Origin of the sequence: Gemmobacter sp. 24YEA27, assembly GCF_030052995.1 — a bacterium.
In the GTDB taxonomy this organism is placed as follows: Bacteria; Pseudomonadota; Alphaproteobacteria; order Rhodobacterales; family Rhodobacteraceae; genus Pseudogemmobacter.
Genome location: NZ_JASJPW010000001.1, coordinates 1704599 through 1722519, shown reverse-complemented (window position 1 = coordinate 1722519; position 17921 = coordinate 1704599). Strand labels below are relative to the sequence as shown.

The window sequence follows — 17921 nt, the reverse complement described above, 5'->3', positions numbered from 1 at the left end:
CCGGGCATCTTCTGTTCGCAACCGCGCAGATGACAAGGCCGGAGATAATGCCAGGAGCAATTCCGGAAACGATGGCTGGCCCGGCAATCCCCACCGGACCTTCCGGCCCGGAGCTGCCAATTGCAAACAGCATCAGCATGACAAAAAACCAGGCCGGAGCCGCTGCTATTGCCGCCATAAATACACCGAGAACATATCCCCCGACCCAAATCCGGCCTTGCATCCCGGGCAAAGCCCGCAAAACCATCCAGGTCAAAGCCAACCAGACCAGAGCGATGATCGCCCAGATCACCATGCTTTCGAATGCGCCGGAATAGACCTGACCCTCCATCAGCTCTTGCTCTCAAGATAACGCCGCTTCGCCTCTTCCTGGCGCGCGAAGTCACGCATCATGTTCTGCACCGCGACTTCATCCGAATTATCGGCATAGCGGAATTCGCTGTCTGCATAGCGGTTGATTTCCTGCACCACCATATCAACCGTGACCGGGGTCATAAGCTCCCGGATCATCTGCATCTTTTCGTCATATGGCCTGAAAAGGAAGCGGTCAGGCTCTTCCATCCATTCATCCGGCAATTCGAAATCCATTGCCCGGACCTTGACAGCATCAGTGATGTTTTTGATAGCGCGCCCGGTGAACCGCTCATCCGACATCTGGATGGCCTTCAGATAGGCGCCGATCTTCGCAACCGTATCAAGCGGCCCCAATTTTGCGCCAACATCTTCCCAGACCTTTACCAGACCAGCCTCATGCGGACGAGAATGGCCAGAAAAACTGGCATGTACCGCCTTTTTGATTTCCTGAGCCGCAAAAAGATCATGCTCTCCCAAAGGAATGGAATGGTTCTTCCCCAGAAGCAGCGACAGAATATCGATATAATCTTCGCGCGTTTGCGGCCCGTCGACCAGAAACCGCGCCCCGGCCCTTTGCCGCAGCGCGTCATCGACATTCTCCGGATAGTTCGAAAACATGCCAAAGGTGCAATTGCCGCGCACCACTGTTCCGGATCCGGCAAAGGCGCCCATAAAAACAGCGGTCACTTCCTGCTGGCCGGCGCTTGACTGCCGGTCGCCACGTTTCCCCGCGACCTGGTCAATATCGTCAATCGTGCCAAAGCCAATTGCCGACGGATCAAGAATGGTGTCGACAAAAGCTTTCGCATTTTGCCCGGATTTACCCTGATAGGAATCTATCTGGTCGATCGAGAAATTCTGATAGCGGAACGGATATCCCGCAATCTGGCAGTAATCATTCAAAAGCCCCGCCATCATCTGGATCAGGGTAGTTTTCCCGGTACCGGGCTTGCCATCCCCCATGAAGGTGAAAATAAACCCGCCCAGTTCCGCAAAGGGGTTCAACCGGCGCTCAAAATCATAGGCCATCAGCATCTTTGCCAGACGAAGGCTCTGATATTTCGCGATATGATTGCCGACCACCTCATGTGGCTTTTTAAACGCCATGGTGATCTGACCGCCCTTTGCCACCCGCGCGGGGCGGAACCCGGCAATCAGCAAGCCATCGGCTTCGACCTTCCAGGATCCGCCGGAATAGGCAGCAAGGCGCGGCGCCGTCTCGGCCCGGAGCGCCACTTTCTGCATCAAAGCTTCGGCAAAGGCCGAAATCACCGCGACCAGCCGCTGATCGTCCGAGGCCAGAGCGGCGATATCCTGATCCAGCTCCCAAAGCGCCCCCTGCAACGCGAGCGGCGCATTATCGGTCAGCACCTCCTCGACCTCGCCTATTTCGACGGTCTGGCTGCCGAGATGCGGCGCGATCAGAAACGCTGTCGCATTGGCGAATGTATAAAGCACCGCAAGCGCCTCGGCCTGAAGCAATTCCCCAAACTCCGCGCGCCGCGCCTCGGGAAGCCGGCCTTCGAGATTGGCGCGCTTCAGCTCCGCCAGCCCCGATTGCGCCGCAAAGGTCTCGCCCATCGCCAAAGCAACCGCCAAAGCCCGCCGGAGCGCATTCAGCGCCGCCGCCTGTCCGGGAGAGAGCAGCCCATCCGAAAGCGCCTCGATCCGGTCAAGGATCCGCACCCCGCCTGGCCGCGCCGCCGGACGCGCCGCCATCCCCGGCACCGTCGATCGAAACCGGGGCCGCGCCCCGATCCCGGGCGAGCGCTCGGTAAGCGGCGCCGCCTCCTGCGGCTTCGCCAGGCGCGGCGCATGATCGAACCCGGAAACAAGCCCGAGCGCCGCCTCATACTGGCCCCGGATCGCCTCTTCTTTCAGTTCCATCGTATCGCGCGCAACCATCTCTTACCTTCCTGCCGGAACCCCCGGCTTCAACCGTTCATGCCTCCGGCGGGGATATTTAGAGACAGATGAAAAGCGTCTTTCATCTGTCTCTAAATATCCCGGGGGAGTCCGCGCCGCAGGCGCGGACGGGGGCAGCGCCCCCTAGCCCGGGATCAGCCTGCCCCCGCCGCCCACCACGAATTTCCGGATGCCGCGCAGCCCCGGCGGGTCCTGTTCGACAAGCACCTGATAGGGCCGCTCCGGCAGCACGATCATCCGTTCAGTCGCCGTCGTCCCCGTATCGGCCCCGAACACCGGCGCGAGACGCCAGATCTGCCCGGGCCGCGTCGAGAACCAGCCGTCTTTCACCGGCTCTTCACGATCCGAGACCAGATCTTCCAGCGTCCAGACCAGCGCCCAATCCTCGCCTTCCGGGGCGCGCGCATCTTCCAGCACATGCGAGATCGGGCCCGATTGCAGCGTGAAGCCCGAGGAATACATCGGCCCCAGCGTGATACGGCGCAGCCGTTTCGGACAGGCGTCGTCGAAATCCTTGTCAAAGCCGGTGGCCATGGTGACCAGCTTCAGCCCACCCACGCTCTGCGCCAGCAGCTTTTGCCGGATACCGGGCCAACGCAAGGCGTCCTCGGGCAGCGGGCGGCGACCGGAATCCTCCATCTCCAGCAGATAGACCACCGGCAGGTTCAGCCCGGAATCCCAGACCGCCCAATGGATCAGATAGCGGCGGCGGTCGCCATTTTGCCCCAGCCATTGCGCTTCCGGGTCATTCCTCGCGTGAAACAATCCGCCCGCACGGACCGCCTCATAGTAAAGCCGCTGGCTCAGCGCGAACTGGAGCTGCACCGGCACTTTGCGCTCGCCCAGAATGGTGCGGATCATGTGGTCGCGCAGCTCGGCTGCAGAGGCCATGCCCGAGAGATGACGTTCGGCCTGCTGGGCATCGACCGCCATCATCATCAGTTCCTGCACCACCGGAAAACCGCTTTCATGGCGGTCGATGGTCAGGCGTGGCGCGCCTTCGGCAAGGCCCGACATCAGGTATTTATGGCTGAGCGCGCTGAATGTGCCGATCACGCCGTTCAGATAGGCAGCCAGAACCCGTGTTTCTACCCGGCTGAAACGGCATTCTTTCTCGAATTCCGCCGCGATCCTGGCCAGATAGCCGCCGATCCTGCTGAATTTTGCGAAATAGCGCCGCGCCTGGGCGGTATCGTAGATTTCGGCGTGATCACTGACCAGCGCTTCCCTGACGCTGTTATCAGCCATCCGCGCCTCCATCCTTTCCCCCGGCTGGCCCTCCCGAAGCAGGCCCGGAAATATCGCCGCCGCCCATCAGCACAAACAGCACCGCAACGAGCGCGAGAATACTGCCTGCCCCCAGCACAAAGAGGCCGCTCTCGCCAATATACCATTCGGCCCGGGTCATATCGTAATGGTCAAGCACCGCGCCCAGCCCGATCATGACGATCCCAAGCGCGATCAGGGCCAGTCCTGCCGGGAAGGCCCGACCTGGCAGCCGCCCCCCTCTCATCCGCCGTAACTGCTTTTGTCGTGTTTCTCGACAATCGCGGCAAAGCGGCGGGCGAAACGTTCATCCGCCCTGGCCTTTTCCTCAAGGATCTTACGGGCGAAGACCATATTGCCCTCATGCGCCTCGAGCATATCGGCCATTTTCGCATTGGTGGCCGAGCCGATTGCCGCCATGGCCGCCTGGGCCTCCTGGTCGGTCTTGACCCCGATCTCATTGATCCGGTGTGCGACATCCTGCTGTTGCGCGGTTTTCAGCGACGAGGTCAGCGCGTCATAAAGCACCACGCGCTGGCGGGTATCGGTTTGCAGCTTGTTGATCAGCACCAGCTGGGTCGCGGCCTGGTTGGTCAGGCTGTCGACCCAGGTCTTGCCCTTTTCGATATAGCGCTCGAGCGTCTGGCTGCGGGCAAGCTTGACCTGTTCATCCTGGATCAGCGCGTTGTGTTTCGCGTTCAGCCCGGCAAGCTCGGTCTCAAGCCGGGTCCGCGCCGCCGCATCCATCTCGACCGAGATGCGGTTCTCCAGCTCGATCAGCCCCGGATCCATTGCGGCCACCTCACGGCGCACCGCTTCAAGTTCAGCGACAGTCGTTTCGCGATCGGTCAGGGTCGCGGAAAGATTGGTCTCGACCTTCGCTTTCTGCCCGTTCAGAAGCTCCAGCTGGCCTTGCAGCAACTTTACGATCACATCCGATTTCGAGATCAGATCCTGCAGCTTGTCATCGATGGTGGCCGAGCGCAGCCGCTCCTGGCGCAGGCTTTCCGATTTCCCCGAGGAGAAGATGCCGACAAAGCTTTCCCAGCCGGTCTTTGTCCGCATCTCATCGAAATCCTTCGAGAACGCGGCGGTCACATCGTCAAGCCCCATGATCAGCTCGGCGATATTGGCATTCATCACATCGGTATGTTTGTGCACATCTTCCAGCGTGGCATTTTCCACGTCGATCTCGATGCCCTGATCGGCCTTGGTCCGCGCGCTTTCAATCACCGATGTGATCGCGGTGATCTTGTCCTGGGCCACCCGGACCTGTTTTTCACTCTCAAGGATCTGAGCTTCAAAATTCGACAATCTGCCCTCCATCAAACAACCGGACCACTCTGCCCCTGACATTGGGGCCTCGCGCGGATGCTACGCGTATGGACCAGGTTTCGGAAGCAGGAACAAAGTTGACAAGCCAGCTTTCGCGCGCCTGTTACAGGGCGGAATACCCTACCTGCCCGATACAGAGAGCGCGGGCACTGGCCTTCCACAAAGACTGGCTTTTCACCAATTCTGGCTTTCCACGGGTTTTGGCATTCGCGCGGTGCTTGCGTAGGGCGGCCGGCAGGACGCGTTTCTTGCCGGACCTGCTGTGCCATTTGGTCAGCATCGGTCCGCCGTGGTGCATGACCACCGGCGCGGCCTTGCGTTTTGGAGATGTTCAGGGTTCTGTATGAAGCTGCGTGTGACGGGGCAAGTGCAGGTCTGCGGACAGACCAGAACCCAGCAACCCCATGAAAAAATCAGCAAATAAGAATAGTGGCCGGAAACCGGAATGATCGACAAGCTGCAGATGTTCATCGCATTGGCGAAAGAACGGCATTTCGGGCGCGCGGCCGAGGCCTGTGGCGTCACCCAGCCTTCGCTGTCTTCTGCGATCCGCCAGCTGGAAGAGACGCTCGGGGTGCAGCTTGTGCATCGTGGTTCGCGCTTTCAGGGGCTGACGCCCGAAGGCAAACGCGTGCTGGAACGCGCGGTGCAGATCGTCGGCGATGTGCGCGCTTTGCGCGATGAGATGCGGGTCGCGCGCTCTGGCCTTTCGGGACATCTGCGGATCGGGGTGATCCCGACGGCCCTGCCGATGGTGGCAGAACTGACCCGCCCTTTCCTCACCCGCCACCCTAATGTCACCCTTTCGGTGCTGTCGAGAACATCGACCGAGATCCTGACCGGGATCGAGAGCCTCGATCTCGACGCCGGCATCACCTATCTCGACAATGAGCCGCTGGGGCGCGTGACCCAGGCGCCGCTTTATCCGGAATTCTACCGGTTCATCTGCACGCCCGGGTCGGAAATGGCGGGGCGCGACCGCATCTCCTGGTCCGAGGCCGCGACGCAGCCGCTTTGCCTGCTGACCCAGGACATGCAGAACCGCCGCATTGTCGACCAGAACCTCGCCGCGGCGGGGGGCTGCGCACGCCAGGCGTCGAAAGCAATTCCTCGATCGTGCTGGTGAGCCATGTGCTGACAGGCAACTGGTGCTCCATTGTCTCGAAACGTCTGGCGGATATTTTTGCCGGTGGCGGCCAGATCGTCACTGTGCCGCTGGTCGAGCCCGAGGTCGAACATATGGTCGGCCTGATCTGCGCGCGGCGGGATCCCCAGACCCCGGTCATCGCTGCGCTGATTGACGAGGCGCAGAAGTACCGCGCGCGGCGCTGACACCCGAAAGGCAAAACCAACCAAATCCCTCGAGATTTGATAGGATTTACCTATCACATAACGGGCAATATGAATTGATTGACCTATCATAAGGTTTACAAATCAACGGGCCAGCGAAAGGCCCGCATATGCTTGATTCTGTAGACATCGCCGCCCGTGTAGAAGAGATCCTCGCCGCCCATTCGGGCACCGAGGGCGCGCTTTTGCCCATTCTGCATTCGGTGCAGGAAAGCTTTGGTTACGTGCCGGAGGAGGTGCTGCCGCAGATCGCGCAGCATCAGAATATCTCCAAGGCCGAAGCCTATGGCGTGATGACATTCTACCATGATTTCAGGGCGAAACCCGCCGGAACCCATGTGCTGAAGCTGTGTCGTGCCGAAAGCTGCCAGACCATGGGTGCGGACCGTGTGGCGGCCCATGCGAAAGAGACGCTGGGCCTCGACTGGCATGAGACGACACCCGACGGAAAGATCACGCTGGAGCCGATCTTCTGCCTTGGCCTTTGTGCCTGCGGCCCGTCGGCGCTGGTCGACGGCAAAGTGGTTGGCCGCCTGACCGAGGCGAAACTTGACGCTATCGTGAAGGGTATGCGCTGATGAGGATCTGGATCCCCCGCGACGCAAGCGCAAAGGCGCTTGGGGCTGAAGAAGTTGTAACGGCTGTGAAGGCCGAGGCGGCGCGCCGTGGTGTTGAGGTGACGATCACCCGCAACGGATCACGCGGCATGGTCTGGCTGGAACCCCTGGTCGAAGTGGAAACGCCTGAAGGCCGCGTGGCCTTTGGCCCGATGACGCCGGAAGACGTGGCGCAGATTTTCGACGGTGGCGCGCTGGCGCTTGGCCTCACCGAAGACCTGCCCTGGCTCAGGGCCCAGACCCGTCTGACTTTCGCCCGCTGCGGCATCATCGATCCGGTTTCGCTGGATGAATATCGGGCCCATGGCGGCCTCAAAGGCCTGACCCGGGCGCTGGCAATGACCGGCGCCGAAGTTGTTCAGGAAGTGCTGAATTCCGGCCTGCGTGGCCGGGGCGGCGCGGGCTTCCCCACCGGCATCAAATGGAAGACCGTCCATGATGCGCCCATAAAACCGGAACTGGGCGAGAAGAAATACATCGTCACCAATGCCGACGAAGGCGACTCCGGCACCTTCGCCGACCGCATGATCATGGAAGGCGACCCCTTCACCCTGATCGAAGGCATGATCATTGCCGGGATCGCGGTTGGCGCCACCAAGGGCTTTATCTATTCCCGCTCGGAATATCCGGACGCGAATGAGGTGATGGCGGCTGCCATCGCAGTGGGCCGTGTCGAGGGGCTTCTCGGGCAGAACGTGCTCGGCTCGGGCAAAGTGTTTGAGCTGGAACTGCGCGTCGGCGCCGGTGCCTATGTCTGCGGCGAAGAGACCGCGCTCCTGAACAGCCTTGAAGGCAAGCGCGGCACGGTGCGCGCCAAGCCGCCGCTGCCGGCCCTGCAGGGGTTCATGGGCCGCCCGACGGTCGTGAACAACGTCATTTCGCTGGCCTCGGTGCCGGTGATCCTGGCGGAAGGCGCCGAGCATTATGCAAGCTTTGGCATCGGCCGCTCGAAAGGCACGATCCCGCTGCAAATCGCGGGCAATGTGAAACATGGCGGCCTTTTTGAAATCGCCTTTGGTCTGACGCTGGATAAGATCGTCAATGAGATCGGCGGCGGCACGGCTTCCGGTCGCCCGGTCAAGGCGGTGCAGGTCGGTGGCCCGCTGGGCGCCTGGATCCCGGTCAGCCAGTTCGACACGCCTTTCGGCTATGAAGAATATGCCGGCCAGAATGCGCTGATCGGCCATGCCGGTCTGACGGTTGCCGATGACACCGCTGATATGATGGCGATGGCGCGGTTCGCGATGGAATTCTGCGCGATTGAAAGCTGCGGCAAATGCACGCCCTGCCGGATCGGCGCGGTGCGCGGCGTCGAGACGCTTGACCGTATCGCACGCGGTGACACAGCGGCGATCCCGCTGCTGACGGATCTGTGCGAGACGATGAAATCGGGATCGCTTTGCGCGCTTGGCGGCTTCACCCCCTACCCGGTGATGTCGGCCCTGACGCATTTCCCGGATGATTTCACGGGCGCCGCCCGCGAGGCCGCCGAATGAACACCGCCCCGATCAGCGGACAGGTTAAGGGGCCCGCCTCTTACTTTCCCTCGATCGAGGCGAAATATGGCCAGCCAGTGCAACATTGGCTGGACCTTATTGCGACACAAACCGGCCAGCCCCATATGAAGATTGTCGGTTGGCTGAAAGAAACCCACGGTCTTGGCCACGGCCACGCCAATGCGCTTGTTGCTCATGCGCTGAGCCAGAAGGACATATGAGATGAAAGATTTCATCATCCCCGCCCCGATGTTCTCCGACCGCGACATGGGCACGCCCGCGTCGAAGTCGAAGACGCAAGTGACGCTGGAGATCGACGGCTTCGAGGTCACCGTGCCCGAAGGCACCTCGATCATGCGCGCCGCCGCCGAGCTTGGCATCACGGTGCCGAAGCTTTGCGCGACCGACAGCATTGATGCCTTTGGCTCCTGCCGCCTTTGTCTGGTCGAGATCGAGGGCCGCAATGGCACCCCCGCCTCCTGCACCACGCCGGTCGCGCCCGGAATCAGGGTCAAGACCCAGACCGGCAAGCTGAAGCAGCTGCGCAAAGGCGTGATGGAGCTTTACATCTCCGACCACCCGCTGGACTGCCTGACCTGCGGTGCCAATGGCGATTGCGAGCTGCAGGATATGGCCGGTGCCGTTGGCCTGCGCGATGTGCGCTATGAGGCTGAAGCCAATCACTTCCTTGCGAAAAACACCTCGGGCGAAGCCAATATCGACTGGCTGCCGAAGGACGACTCGAACCCCTATTTCTCTTATGATCCGTCGAAATGCATCGTCTGCAACCGTTGCGTTCGTGCCTGCGAAGAAGTTCAGGGCACTTTCGCGCTGACCATTGAGGGCCGTGGCTTTGAGAGCCGGATCCATGCCGGTGTCAAGGATGACAGCTTCCTCGCCTCGGACTGCGTCTCCTGCGGTGCCTGCGTTCAGGCCTGCCCCACCGCGACCCTGATCGAGAAATCGGTGCTCGACATCGGCACGCCTGACAAGTCCGTCGTCACCACCTGCGCCTATTGCGGCGTCGGCTGCCAGTTCAAGGCCGAGATGCGCGGTGACGAGCTGGTGCGTATGGTGCCCTATAAGCATGGCAAGGCGAACCGCGGCCATTCCTGCGTCAAGGGCCGATTTGCTTACGGCTATGCGAGCCACAAGGATCGCATCCTGAACCCGATGATCCGCGACAGCATCAACGATCCCTGGCAGGAAGTCTCCTGGACCGAAGCCATGGATTTCGCGGCCTCGCGCATGAAAGCGATCCAGGAGAAATATGGCCGTCAGTCGGTCGGCGTGATCACCTCCTCGCGCTGCACCAATGAGGAAACCTACCTCGTTCAGAAACTGACCCGCGCCGTCTTCCAGAACAACAACACCGATACCTGCGCCCGTGTCTGCCATTCGCCGACCGGCTATGGGCTTGGCCAGACCTTCGGCACCTCGGCCGGCACCCAGGATTTCGACTCGGTCGAAGCGGCTGACGTGATCCTCGTGATCGGCGCCAACCCGCATTCCGGCCACCCGGTCTTTGCCAGCCGGATGAAAAAGCGCCTGCGTAAAGGGGCAAAGCTGATCGTTGTCGATCCGCGTCGTACGGAATCGGTCGAGGGCCCGCATTACCGCGCGAAACATCACCTGGCGCTTAAGCCCGGCACCAATGTGGCCGTGGTCACCGCGCTGGCGCATGTGATCGTGACCGAGGGTCTTTACAACGAAGAGTTCATCCGCACCCGCTGCGACTGGGATGAATTCCAGGACTATATGGAATTCGTCGCCGACCCGCGCCATTCGCCCGAAGCCATCGAGATGCTGACCGGCGTTCCGGCCGCAGAAGTGCGCGGCGCGGCCCGTCTCTACGCCACCGGCGGCAATGCGGCGATTTACTATGGCCTCGGCGTGACCGAGCACAGCCAGGGCTCGACCACCGTCATCGGCATCGCAAACCTCGCGATGCTGACCGGCAATATCGGCCGCCCCGGCGTTGGCGTGAACCCGCTGCGCGGGCAGAACAACGTGCAGGGCTCCTGCGATATGGGCTCGTTCCCGCATGAACTGCCGGGCTATCGCCACGTCAAGAACCCGGAAGTCCGCGCGATCTATGAGACCCTCTGGGATGTGAAGATCGACCCGGAACCCGGTCTGCGGATCCCGAACATGCTGGATGCGGCGGTCGAGGGCACCTTTAAGGGTCTTTATTGCCAGGGCGAAGACATCCTGCAATCCGACCCCGACACCCATCACGTCGCCTCGGGCCTTGCTGCGATGGAATGTGTCGTCGTTCATGACCTCTTCCTGAACGAGACCGCGAATTACGCGCATGTCTTCTTCCCGGGCTCGTCCTTCCTGGAAAAAGACGGCACCTTCACCAATGCCGAACGCCGCATCAATATGGTCCGCAAGGTGATGGCCCCGAAACAGGGCTATGCCGACTGGGAAATCACCCAGATGTTCGCGAACCGCATGCTGGAAGACCAGGGCAGGGCAAAATGGGGCTACACCCACCCCGCCCAGATCATGGAAGAGATCGCCATGACCACGCCGTCTTTCGCCGGTGTGAGCTATGAGAAGATCGAGACCATGGGCTCGGTGCAATGGCCGGTGAACGATAAGGCGCCGGAAGGAACGCCGCTGGTCCATGTCGACGGTTTCGTGCGCGGCAAGGGCAAATTCATCCGCACCGAATATGTCGCGACAGATGAGAAAACCGGGCCGAAATTCCCGCTTTTGCTGACCACCGGCCGCATCCTCAGCCAGTATAACGTCGGCGCGCAGACGCGGCGCACCGACAACACCGCCTGGCACCCCGAGGATATGCTGGAAATCCACCCGCATGACGCCGAGAACCGCGGCATCCGCAACGGGGACTGGGTGCGGCTGGCCTCGCGTGCGGGGGTCACGTCCTTGCGCGCGGATATCACCGACAAGGTCTCGCCGGGCGTGGTCTATACCACCTTCCACCATCCCGACACCCAGGCTAACGTTATCACCACCGATTTCTCGGACTGGGCGACCAACTGCCCGGAATATAAGGTGACGGCGGTGCAGGTCAGCCCCTCGAACGGGCCATCGGACTGGCAGGAAGAGTATAACGCTCAGGCAACCCTGTCGCGTCGCATCCTGCCCGCTGCGGAGTAAGGCGGAGGCTGAAATGACCATGGGTGCAAAGCCCGTTCCGCGCCTCTTCTTCGGGGCGCGGGATGGCACGGAAACAATCGAACAGGGCAATCGCACCCTGCCGCAGGAATTTGCGGTGGCCTTGTCTTTCAATGGCACCACCCAGGCGGTGATGATGGCGACCCCTGCGGATCTGGTTGATTTCGCTTATGGTTTCGCGCTGACCGAAGGCATAGCCCGCCCGCATGAGGTCGAAGAGATCACCGTGGTCGAGGGCGAACGCGGCATTGACGTGCAGTCCTGGCTGGTGCCGGAGGCCGAGGCGCGGCTGGCCAAACGCCGCCGCACCATGGCCGGCCCGGTCGGCTGCGGGCTCTGCGGTATCGACAGCATCAACGAGGCGCTGCGCGACCTGCCCCCGTGCCGCCCTCCCCCTTCCGCATGACACCCGCTCAGGTGCGAGAGGCCATCGCCGCCCTGCCCGCCCATCAGCCGCTGCATGACGTGACGCGCGCCGCCCATTGCGCCGCTTACTGGGTGCCGGGCGGGCTTTTCGCCGCGCGCGAAGATGTCGGGCGGCATAATGCGCTCGACAAGCTCGCGGGCTATCTGATCCGCCACGATCATCCCGAAGGCGCGGTCGTCCTGACCAGCCGCGTCTCGACCGATATGGTGCAGAAGGTCGCGGCCATCGGCGCCGGGATGCTGATCGCGGTCTCGGCCCCGACCGCTGACGCCGTGGCGCTGGCCGACCATCTCGGCATCACTGTAATCGCGCTCGCCCGCCCGGAGCGGTTCGAGCTTTTCACCCATTCTGACCGCATCGTGACGGAGCAATCCCATGCAAACTGACGGCATCAACCCGAAAATCACGCGCATGGCCAACCAGATCGCCATGTTCATGGAGAGCAAACCCGAGGCCGAAGGCATCGAGGGTCTTTCCAGCCATATCAATGACTTCTGGGAACCCCGGATGCGCCGCCAGTTCTTTCAGCTGATCGATGCCGGGGGCGAGGGCCTGCGCCCGCTGGTGATCAAGGCCTCTGAAAAGATCCGCCGCCCCGATCCGGCCTGACCCTGCTCAGGCGGTGGCCAGGGTTGCAATCCAGGCCACCGCCAGCACGTGACCGGCGCAGAGGGTGATGCGCCCTTCGATCTCTTTACCGCTCTCAAAAGGCGCAACCGCCCCGAGAAATATCGCCCGGAACACCTCGCCCGTGATCGTCACCGCCAGCATCTCGGGCCCGAAAAGCCGGCGCGTCAGCGGATATTGCGCCTTGTAAGCCGCCTCCTTTGCACAAAACACCAGCAACCCCGGATCACCTGCTGCAACGACCTGGTCCTCAGGCCCAGTCACCAGCGCCGCAACTGCGGGGTCAAGGGGGCGCAGGGGTTCCAGATCCAGACCGAGACCCGCAAGACCGGTCGAGACCACCGCGATACAGGCCAGATCCGAATGGCTGATCGAACCCGCAAGGCCAAAAGGCCAGACCGGCGCCCGGTCCGGCGCCTTTGGGACTGCAACCGGCTGCCGCCCTGCCGCCACCATCGCAAGGCGCGCCGCCTGGCGCCCGGCGGAAAACTCGGCCAGGCGCCGGGGAACCATGCCTCTTCCCTCCTCACCCGGCCAGAGCGGCCAGGTGCGCCGCGGATCGGCGGAGGCGGTAAAACACCCTGCCGGTAACAATTCTGCCGCCCGCGCTGCCAGGGTCTCGCCCGGATCAGACATCCCAGGATCAGGCATCCATGCCCCGACGCGCCAGCCGCATCGCCCGGCGCCGCGCCATAGCATCGTCTAGCCCGGTCGCAAGCGCCACCGGAGCAGGCGAAACCTGAACCGGAGCGACAGCCGTCACCGGGGCAGCAGAGGGCGCAAAAACCGGCGCCCGCACCGGCACAACCGCAGCCGGTGCACCGCCCGAGATATGCGCAACCAAAGCGTCGAGCACCGGGAAGCGGAAGATATCGGTGATCGAGACCTTCACCTGCGGCAGGCGCTCGCGGATCTCGCGATGAGTCTGAACCGCCAGAAGGGAATGGCCGCCAAGCGCGAAGAAATTGTCCTTCGGCCCGACCCGCGCCACCCCCAGCACCCGCGCCCAGATCTTCGCGATCTCAGTGCCGATCGCCGGGTCATACCCGGAACCGTTCGTGGGGCCGTTCGCGGGGCCAGTCGCGGGATAAAGGGCGCGATCCCCCACGCCCGCCAGGCCGGGCTGCGACGGCGCGACAGCAGACGTCGCCACAGGCGCCAGGGTCTCCGGCGCTGCTGGCCCGGCCCCGGGCAAGAAGCGGATCGGTGCCGGCAGCGCCTTACGGTCCACTTTTCGGTTCGGTGTCAGCGGGAAGCGCTCCACCGCAACATAATGCACAGGCCTCATATGGTCCGGCAGCTCCCGCGCCAGCGCCGCGCGCAATTCCGCCTCACCCGCGCCGCCGCCGATATAGGCCACCAGCCGCAGATCGCCCGGCTGATCTTCCCGCACCATCACCACAGCCTGGGTCACCCCCGGCTGCGCCTCAAGCACCGCCTCGATTTCCCCCAGCTCGATCCGGTAGCCGCGCAGCTTCACCTGGGCGTCGGCCCGTCCGATATAATCGACCCGCCCATCCGGGCGCAGCCGGACGAGGTCTCCGGTCTGATACATCCGCGCCGCCCCGCCTGCTCCAGAATGGAAGGGGTTTTCGACAAAGCGCTCCGCCGTCAGGTCCGGACGCTGCCAATAGCCCCGGGTCACGCCCTCGCCGCCGATCCAGAGCTCACCCTCGACGCCTGGCGGCACGGGCCTGCGCGCGCCGTCCAGCACATAAAGCTGCTGGTTCGCAAGCGGCGTCCCGATAGTCACCACCGGCTCCGGCGCAAGAACCTCCTCCACCGAAGACCAGATCGTCGTTTCCGTCGGGCCATACATGTTCAGAAGTCGACCCACACCGGCCGCCTTCAGTTCAGCTGCCAGCGCGCCCGGCAAGGCCTCACCGCCAACCATCATCGTCCTGACGCTCGCAAGCGCGCGGCGGCTTTCATCATCCATCAGGATCATCCGCGCCATCGACGGCGTGCATTGCAGATGCGTAACCCCATGGCGGTGGATCTGCGCCGCGATCGAGAAATCATCCGGCGCAGGCCCGCCCTGATTGGCCAGCCGCACAACCTCTGCCAAAGGCTTCAGCCCCTCCAGCACCACCTCCGGCGCGATGCCGTAATCGACAAGGCAAGCCACCTCGCCCACGCCAATCGCTTTCAGCGCCTCCACCCGGTCCAGCGCATCCTCGACCGTGCCGAACAGCCCCGAATCCTCGAAATAGCGCTGGAAAGCGAAATCGAGGATCGCGTCATTCTCTTCTGCCGACAAAGCCGCAAGGTCAATATCCATCGGATTGGCCGCGCCCGCCGGTTTTTTGAAGGCCGGGAAGGCCCAGGCATATTGCTTCACCAGAGCCGCCGCCGAGGCGAGATAGGATTTCATCGGCGCTTCGGCAACCCGCCGCGCCTCCTCCCGCGTGGCCGCGATATAGGAATGCAGCATCAGCGTGACGGTGAAATCGGCCGGATCATGCCCGGCCTCGCGCAGGGCATCATGATAAAGCGTAATTTTTTCAGCAACTTCGGCAATCGACTGGCCCAGAAGATGGGTCAGTACATTGGCCCCGGCGCGGCCCGCCTCAGCCCAGGTTTCCGGGTTACCGGCGGTCGTCACCCAGACCGGAAGTTCCTTTGACACCGGGCGCGGCTGGGTCCTGACCGTAAGTGTCGTGCCATCCGCTTTGGGGAAATCCACCCCTTCGCCGCGCCACAGCGCCCGCACATCTCTGATCGCCTGGAACATCGCCGCCTTGTTATGCGGCGGCGCATTTTCCGGGCGCAGCACGAAATCATCGGGGTGCCAGCCGCTCGCAAAGGCCAGGCCTGCGCGCCCTGCGGTCAGATTGTCGATCACCGCCCATTCCTCGGCGATCCGCGCGGGATGATGCAGCGGCGCCACCACCGACCCCGCCCTGACCCCGATATTCGAGGTCACCGCCGCCACGGCCGCCCCTGTCACGCTCGGGTTCGGATAGGGGCCGCCAAAGGCGTGGAAATGCCGCTCCGGCGTCCAGACCGCGCAGAACCCATGCTGATCGGCAAAACGCGCGCCATCCAGCAAAAGCTGGTATTTCTTCGGCCCCGGCCCGTCATCATTGCCCCAGTAATACAGCGAGAAATCCATCGCTCTCCCCGAGGTGATCCGCGCCCCCGAAACCAGCACCCGGTTCTCATCCGAGGAAATCACCACCTTAAAGCCGCGCGCCAGCGTCCAGAACAGCTCGAGCACCGAGATGTCGAAAGACAGCGAGGTCACCGCGAGCCAGACCCCGGGCTCCGGCCCGATCCGCTGATCCATACCGGTGAAGAAATTCGCGACATTCCTGTGTTCGACCTGCACCCCTTTGGGCCGCCCGGTCGAGCCCGAGGTATAGATCATATAGGCGACATCTTCGGGCCGCGCGTCGCTTTCCGGATTGGTTTCGGGGGCCAGGGCAAGGCGCGGATCCTGGTCCAGCACCAGCTTCTCCACCCCCGCAGGCAGACCTGCCGCCAGATCCGATTGCGTCACGATCACCGGGGCGCCGCTGTCTTCCGCGAACAAAGCCAGGCGCTCGGCCGGATAGGCCGGATCCATCGGCACATAGGCGCCGCCCGCTTTCAGGATCGCCAGCGCGCCGGCCACCAGATCGACGCTGCGCCGGGTAGACAGCCCGACCAGCACACCCGGCCCGACCCCCATCTCACGCAGCACATGTGCTGCCCGATTGGCCCGGGCATTCAGCGCGGCATAGCTGAGTTCCTCGCCTTCAAAGGCCAGCGCCGGCGCATCGGGTGTCCGCGCCACCTGGGCCTCAAAGGCCGTGTGAACCATGACCGCGCGGTCATGCTCCACCACCGTCTGGTTGAAGTCCCTGATCACAAGGTCATATTCCGCAGGCGTCAGCGCCGGCAGATCCGCAAGGTGCAGATCTTTGGCGGCTGTAACCGCCCGCGCAACCTCCCCCGCCAGCCAGTCGATCCGCAATGCCAGCGCCTGCGCCGCCGCTTCGTCCAGACGCGCCGCATCCCAGAGCACCGCATCCGGCGTCAGCACCAGCCCGGCGCCCTCGACCGGCTCTGCCTCTGACAGTGCGACCGGTGGCACCGCCACGCCCATGAGCGCCGCATCCCGCGCCATCAGATCCAGCGGCCAGCCCGTCGCCGGGCGCGCCAGTGCCGCCTCAACCGACGCCAGCGCCGCCATCACCGTCTCACCGGCTGCCTCGCCCCCGCGCGCAATGGCTCCCAGGCCGCGATATATCCGGCACGGCCTTTCGCCGCCCTCGCGAAATCGCCGGCGGTGGTTCCGGTCGCGCGGAGGCCGGCCAGCGCAAGCGCCCCCAGCCCGTGCCGCCGCCCGAACGGAATCCGGCGCCAGTCAGCCACGCCGCCTTGTTCCGCCCGCAACGCTGCCGGCACCCCGACCGGCAGGGCAACCGGATGCAGCGCCAGAAGCGCCGCCCGGAGCCGCGCCTCCTGCGGCACAAGCGCTGCAAGCTCCGCCGTCAGCTCCTCCGCCTCAGCCGCAGCCAACCGAGGCAAGAAAGCCGCCGTCACCGCCTCAGCCGCCACCGCCCGGCCCGAGACCTGGCAGCAGAGCCGGTCGAGCCGCACCGCCCCCGCGCCGCAGGCCACCACCAGCCCCTCCGGCCCGGCATGAAGCACCGCGCCCGGCGCGCCATCGCCCGCCGCCAGTTCAGCCGCACCGACATTCAGAACCTCAGACCCGGTGTCGATTTTCGCCGTTGTCAGCGGATTCCAGTAGCGCCCGTGATCAAGGCCACGGACCAGACGCACCACTTCGGCCGCAGGCTGCGCGAAATCGATCCGCCCCATCACCGCCGGCCGATCCGCGCCGCGATGCATCAAGCCGCCCCCCACACTTTGCGCGCGCGGCGCCGCGCCACTTTCCAGCGCTGCCATCACCTCGGGGAAACTGTCGAGCCCTTCCTCAAAACAGCGCGTGTTCAGCGTCAGTGCCGTCTCATCGGCGTCGAGGTCAAACCGGCGCTCCGCAAAGATGCGCCCCTGATCAATCCCGCCCTCGATCAGATGCCAGGTCACGCCATGCCGCGTCTCACCCGCGAGGATCGCCCAGACCGGCGCATTCAGCCCGGCATGTTCCGGCAGGGGCCCATCATGGAAATTCACCGCACCTTTTGCCCCCCGACCCAGCACTTCGGGCCCCAGCAGCCGCAGATTGGCGACCGAGAGAATCCAGTCCGCCTGCGGTAAATCTTCCGGATCGCAAAGCATCAGCCCCGCCTCTCGCGCCCAGTCCCGGACCGGCCCCGCCTCACTGACCACCGCGACGATCCGATGCCCGCGCGCCAGCCAGAGCGCGCCACATTCGCGCGTCAGCGTCTCATTGCCGATCAGGATGGCGGTCAGGCTCATATC

At 63.5% G+C, this 17921-nt stretch carries 12 protein-coding genes and 2 pseudogenes; 7 read left to right on the top strand and 7 right to left on the bottom strand.

The genetic code is table 11. From position 1 onward, the window contains the following. Positions 1-330: 330 nt before the first annotated feature. The 4 genes from QNO18_RS08500 to QNO18_RS08485 form a co-directional block, all read right to left on the bottom strand. Positions 331-2259: an ATP-binding protein gene (locus QNO18_RS08500; RefSeq protein WP_283177316.1), complete on the bottom strand. Its 1929-nt coding sequence runs from the start codon at positions 2257-2259 to the stop codon at positions 331-333. Between the two features lie 144 nt (positions 2260-2403). Beyond that, positions 2404-3528: a hypothetical protein gene (locus QNO18_RS08495; RefSeq protein WP_283177315.1), complete on the bottom strand. Its 1125-nt coding sequence runs from the start codon at positions 3526-3528 to the stop codon at positions 2404-2406. Continuing rightward, a complete protein-coding gene (locus QNO18_RS08490; RefSeq protein WP_283177314.1) occupies positions 3521-3793 on the bottom strand; it encodes a hypothetical protein in 273 nt (90 codons plus the stop codon). Before QNO18_RS08490 ends, QNO18_RS08495 begins: the two co-directional genes overlap by 8 nt. Then, a complete protein-coding gene (locus tag QNO18_RS08485) occupies positions 3790-4860 on the bottom strand; it encodes a hypothetical protein (protein ID WP_283177313.1) in 1071 nt (356 codons plus the stop codon). The genes QNO18_RS08490 and QNO18_RS08485 overlap by 4 nt, the downstream gene beginning before the upstream one ends. Before the next feature lie 466 nt (positions 4861-5326). Here QNO18_RS08485 and QNO18_RS08480 point away from each other — a divergent pair. From QNO18_RS08480 to QNO18_RS08445, 7 genes and pseudogenes are all read left to right on the top strand, one after another. Beyond that, positions 5327-6178: pseudogene (locus QNO18_RS08480) on the top strand (LysR family transcriptional regulator). A 163-nt stretch (positions 6179-6341) separates the two neighbouring features. Further along, positions 6342-6809 (top strand): formate dehydrogenase subunit gamma, encoded by a 468-nt coding sequence (locus tag QNO18_RS08475; protein WP_198837846.1) that lies wholly within the window; start codon positions 6342-6344, stop codon positions 6807-6809. Beyond that, positions 6809-8344, top strand: coding sequence for a formate dehydrogenase beta subunit (locus QNO18_RS08470; protein ID WP_283177312.1), 1536 nt, complete (start codon positions 6809-6811; stop codon positions 8342-8344). The genes QNO18_RS08475 and QNO18_RS08470 overlap by 1 nt, the downstream gene beginning before the upstream one ends. Continuing rightward, positions 8341-8565: a DUF4287 domain-containing protein gene (locus tag QNO18_RS08465; RefSeq protein ID WP_198837848.1), complete on the top strand. Its 225-nt coding sequence runs from the start codon at positions 8341-8343 to the stop codon at positions 8563-8565. The genes QNO18_RS08470 and QNO18_RS08465 overlap by 4 nt, the downstream gene beginning before the upstream one ends. Before the next feature lies 1 nt (position 8566). Next, positions 8567-11476 carry a formate dehydrogenase subunit alpha gene (gene fdhF / locus QNO18_RS08460; protein ID WP_283177311.1) on the top strand — a complete coding sequence of 970 codons (2910 nt, stop codon included), beginning with the start codon at positions 8567-8569 and terminating at the stop codon, positions 11474-11476. Between the two features lie 13 nt (positions 11477-11489). Next, positions 11490-12307: pseudogene (locus tag QNO18_RS25650) on the top strand (formate dehydrogenase accessory sulfurtransferase FdhD). 4 nt (positions 12308-12311) lie between these two features. Continuing rightward, complete coding sequence (locus QNO18_RS08445; RefSeq protein ID WP_092901393.1) at positions 12312-12530, top strand: formate dehydrogenase subunit delta; 219 nt, start codon at positions 12312-12314, stop codon at positions 12528-12530. A gap of 6 nt (positions 12531-12536) precedes the next feature. Here the strand turns inward: QNO18_RS08445 and QNO18_RS08440 are convergent, their stop codons facing one another. The 3 genes from QNO18_RS08440 to QNO18_RS08430 form a co-directional block, all read right to left on the bottom strand. Next, complete coding sequence (locus QNO18_RS08440; protein ID WP_283177308.1) at positions 12537-13061, bottom strand: 4'-phosphopantetheinyl transferase superfamily protein; 525 nt, start codon at positions 13059-13061, stop codon at positions 12537-12539. A 130-nt stretch (positions 13062-13191) separates the two neighbouring features. Then, on the bottom strand, positions 13192-16725 hold the full coding sequence (locus tag QNO18_RS08435) for a MupA/Atu3671 family FMN-dependent luciferase-like monooxygenase (RefSeq protein ID WP_283177307.1): 3534 nt from the start codon (positions 16723-16725) through the stop codon (positions 13192-13194). Continuing rightward, positions 16725-17918 (bottom strand): formyltransferase family protein, encoded by a 1194-nt coding sequence (locus QNO18_RS08430; RefSeq protein ID WP_283177306.1) that lies wholly within the window; start codon positions 17916-17918, stop codon positions 16725-16727. The genes QNO18_RS08435 and QNO18_RS08430 overlap by 1 nt, the downstream gene beginning before the upstream one ends. Between the last annotated feature and the right edge of the window lie 3 nt (positions 17919-17921).

Excerpts from the sequence above, each read along its gene's own strand:
- QNO18_RS08440 (WP_283177308.1), bottom strand. The coding sequence starts at position 13,061 with ATGGTTCCCCGGCGCCTGGCCGAGTTTTCCGCCGGGCGCCAGGCGGCG.
- fdhF (WP_283177311.1), top strand. The coding sequence starts at position 8,567 with ATGAAAGATTTCATCATCCCCGCCCCGATGTTCTCCGACCGCGACATG.
- QNO18_RS08490 (WP_283177314.1), bottom strand. The coding sequence starts at position 3,793 with ATGAGAGGGGGGCGGCTGCCAGGTCGGGCCTTCCCGGCAGGACTGGCC.
- QNO18_RS08495 (WP_283177315.1), bottom strand. The coding sequence starts at position 3,528 with ATGGCTGATAACAGCGTCAGGGAAGCGCTGGTCAGTGATCACGCCGAA.
- QNO18_RS08470 (WP_283177312.1), top strand. The coding sequence starts at position 6,809 with ATGAGGATCTGGATCCCCCGCGACGCAAGCGCAAAGGCGCTTGGGGCT.
- QNO18_RS08435 (WP_283177307.1), bottom strand. The coding sequence starts at position 16,725 with ATGGCGGCGCTGGCGTCGGTTGAGGCGGCACTGGCGCGCCCGGCGACG.
- QNO18_RS08465 (WP_198837848.1), top strand. The coding sequence starts at position 8,341 with ATGAACACCGCCCCGATCAGCGGACAGGTTAAGGGGCCCGCCTCTTAC.
- QNO18_RS08475 (WP_198837846.1), top strand. The coding sequence starts at position 6,342 with ATGCTTGATTCTGTAGACATCGCCGCCCGTGTAGAAGAGATCCTCGCC.
- QNO18_RS08430 (WP_283177306.1), bottom strand. The coding sequence starts at position 17,918 with ATGAGCCTGACCGCCATCCTGATCGGCAATGAGACGCTGACGCGCGAA.
- QNO18_RS08500 (WP_283177316.1), bottom strand. The coding sequence starts at position 2,259 with ATGGTTGCGCGCGATACGATGGAACTGAAAGAAGAGGCGATCCGGGGC.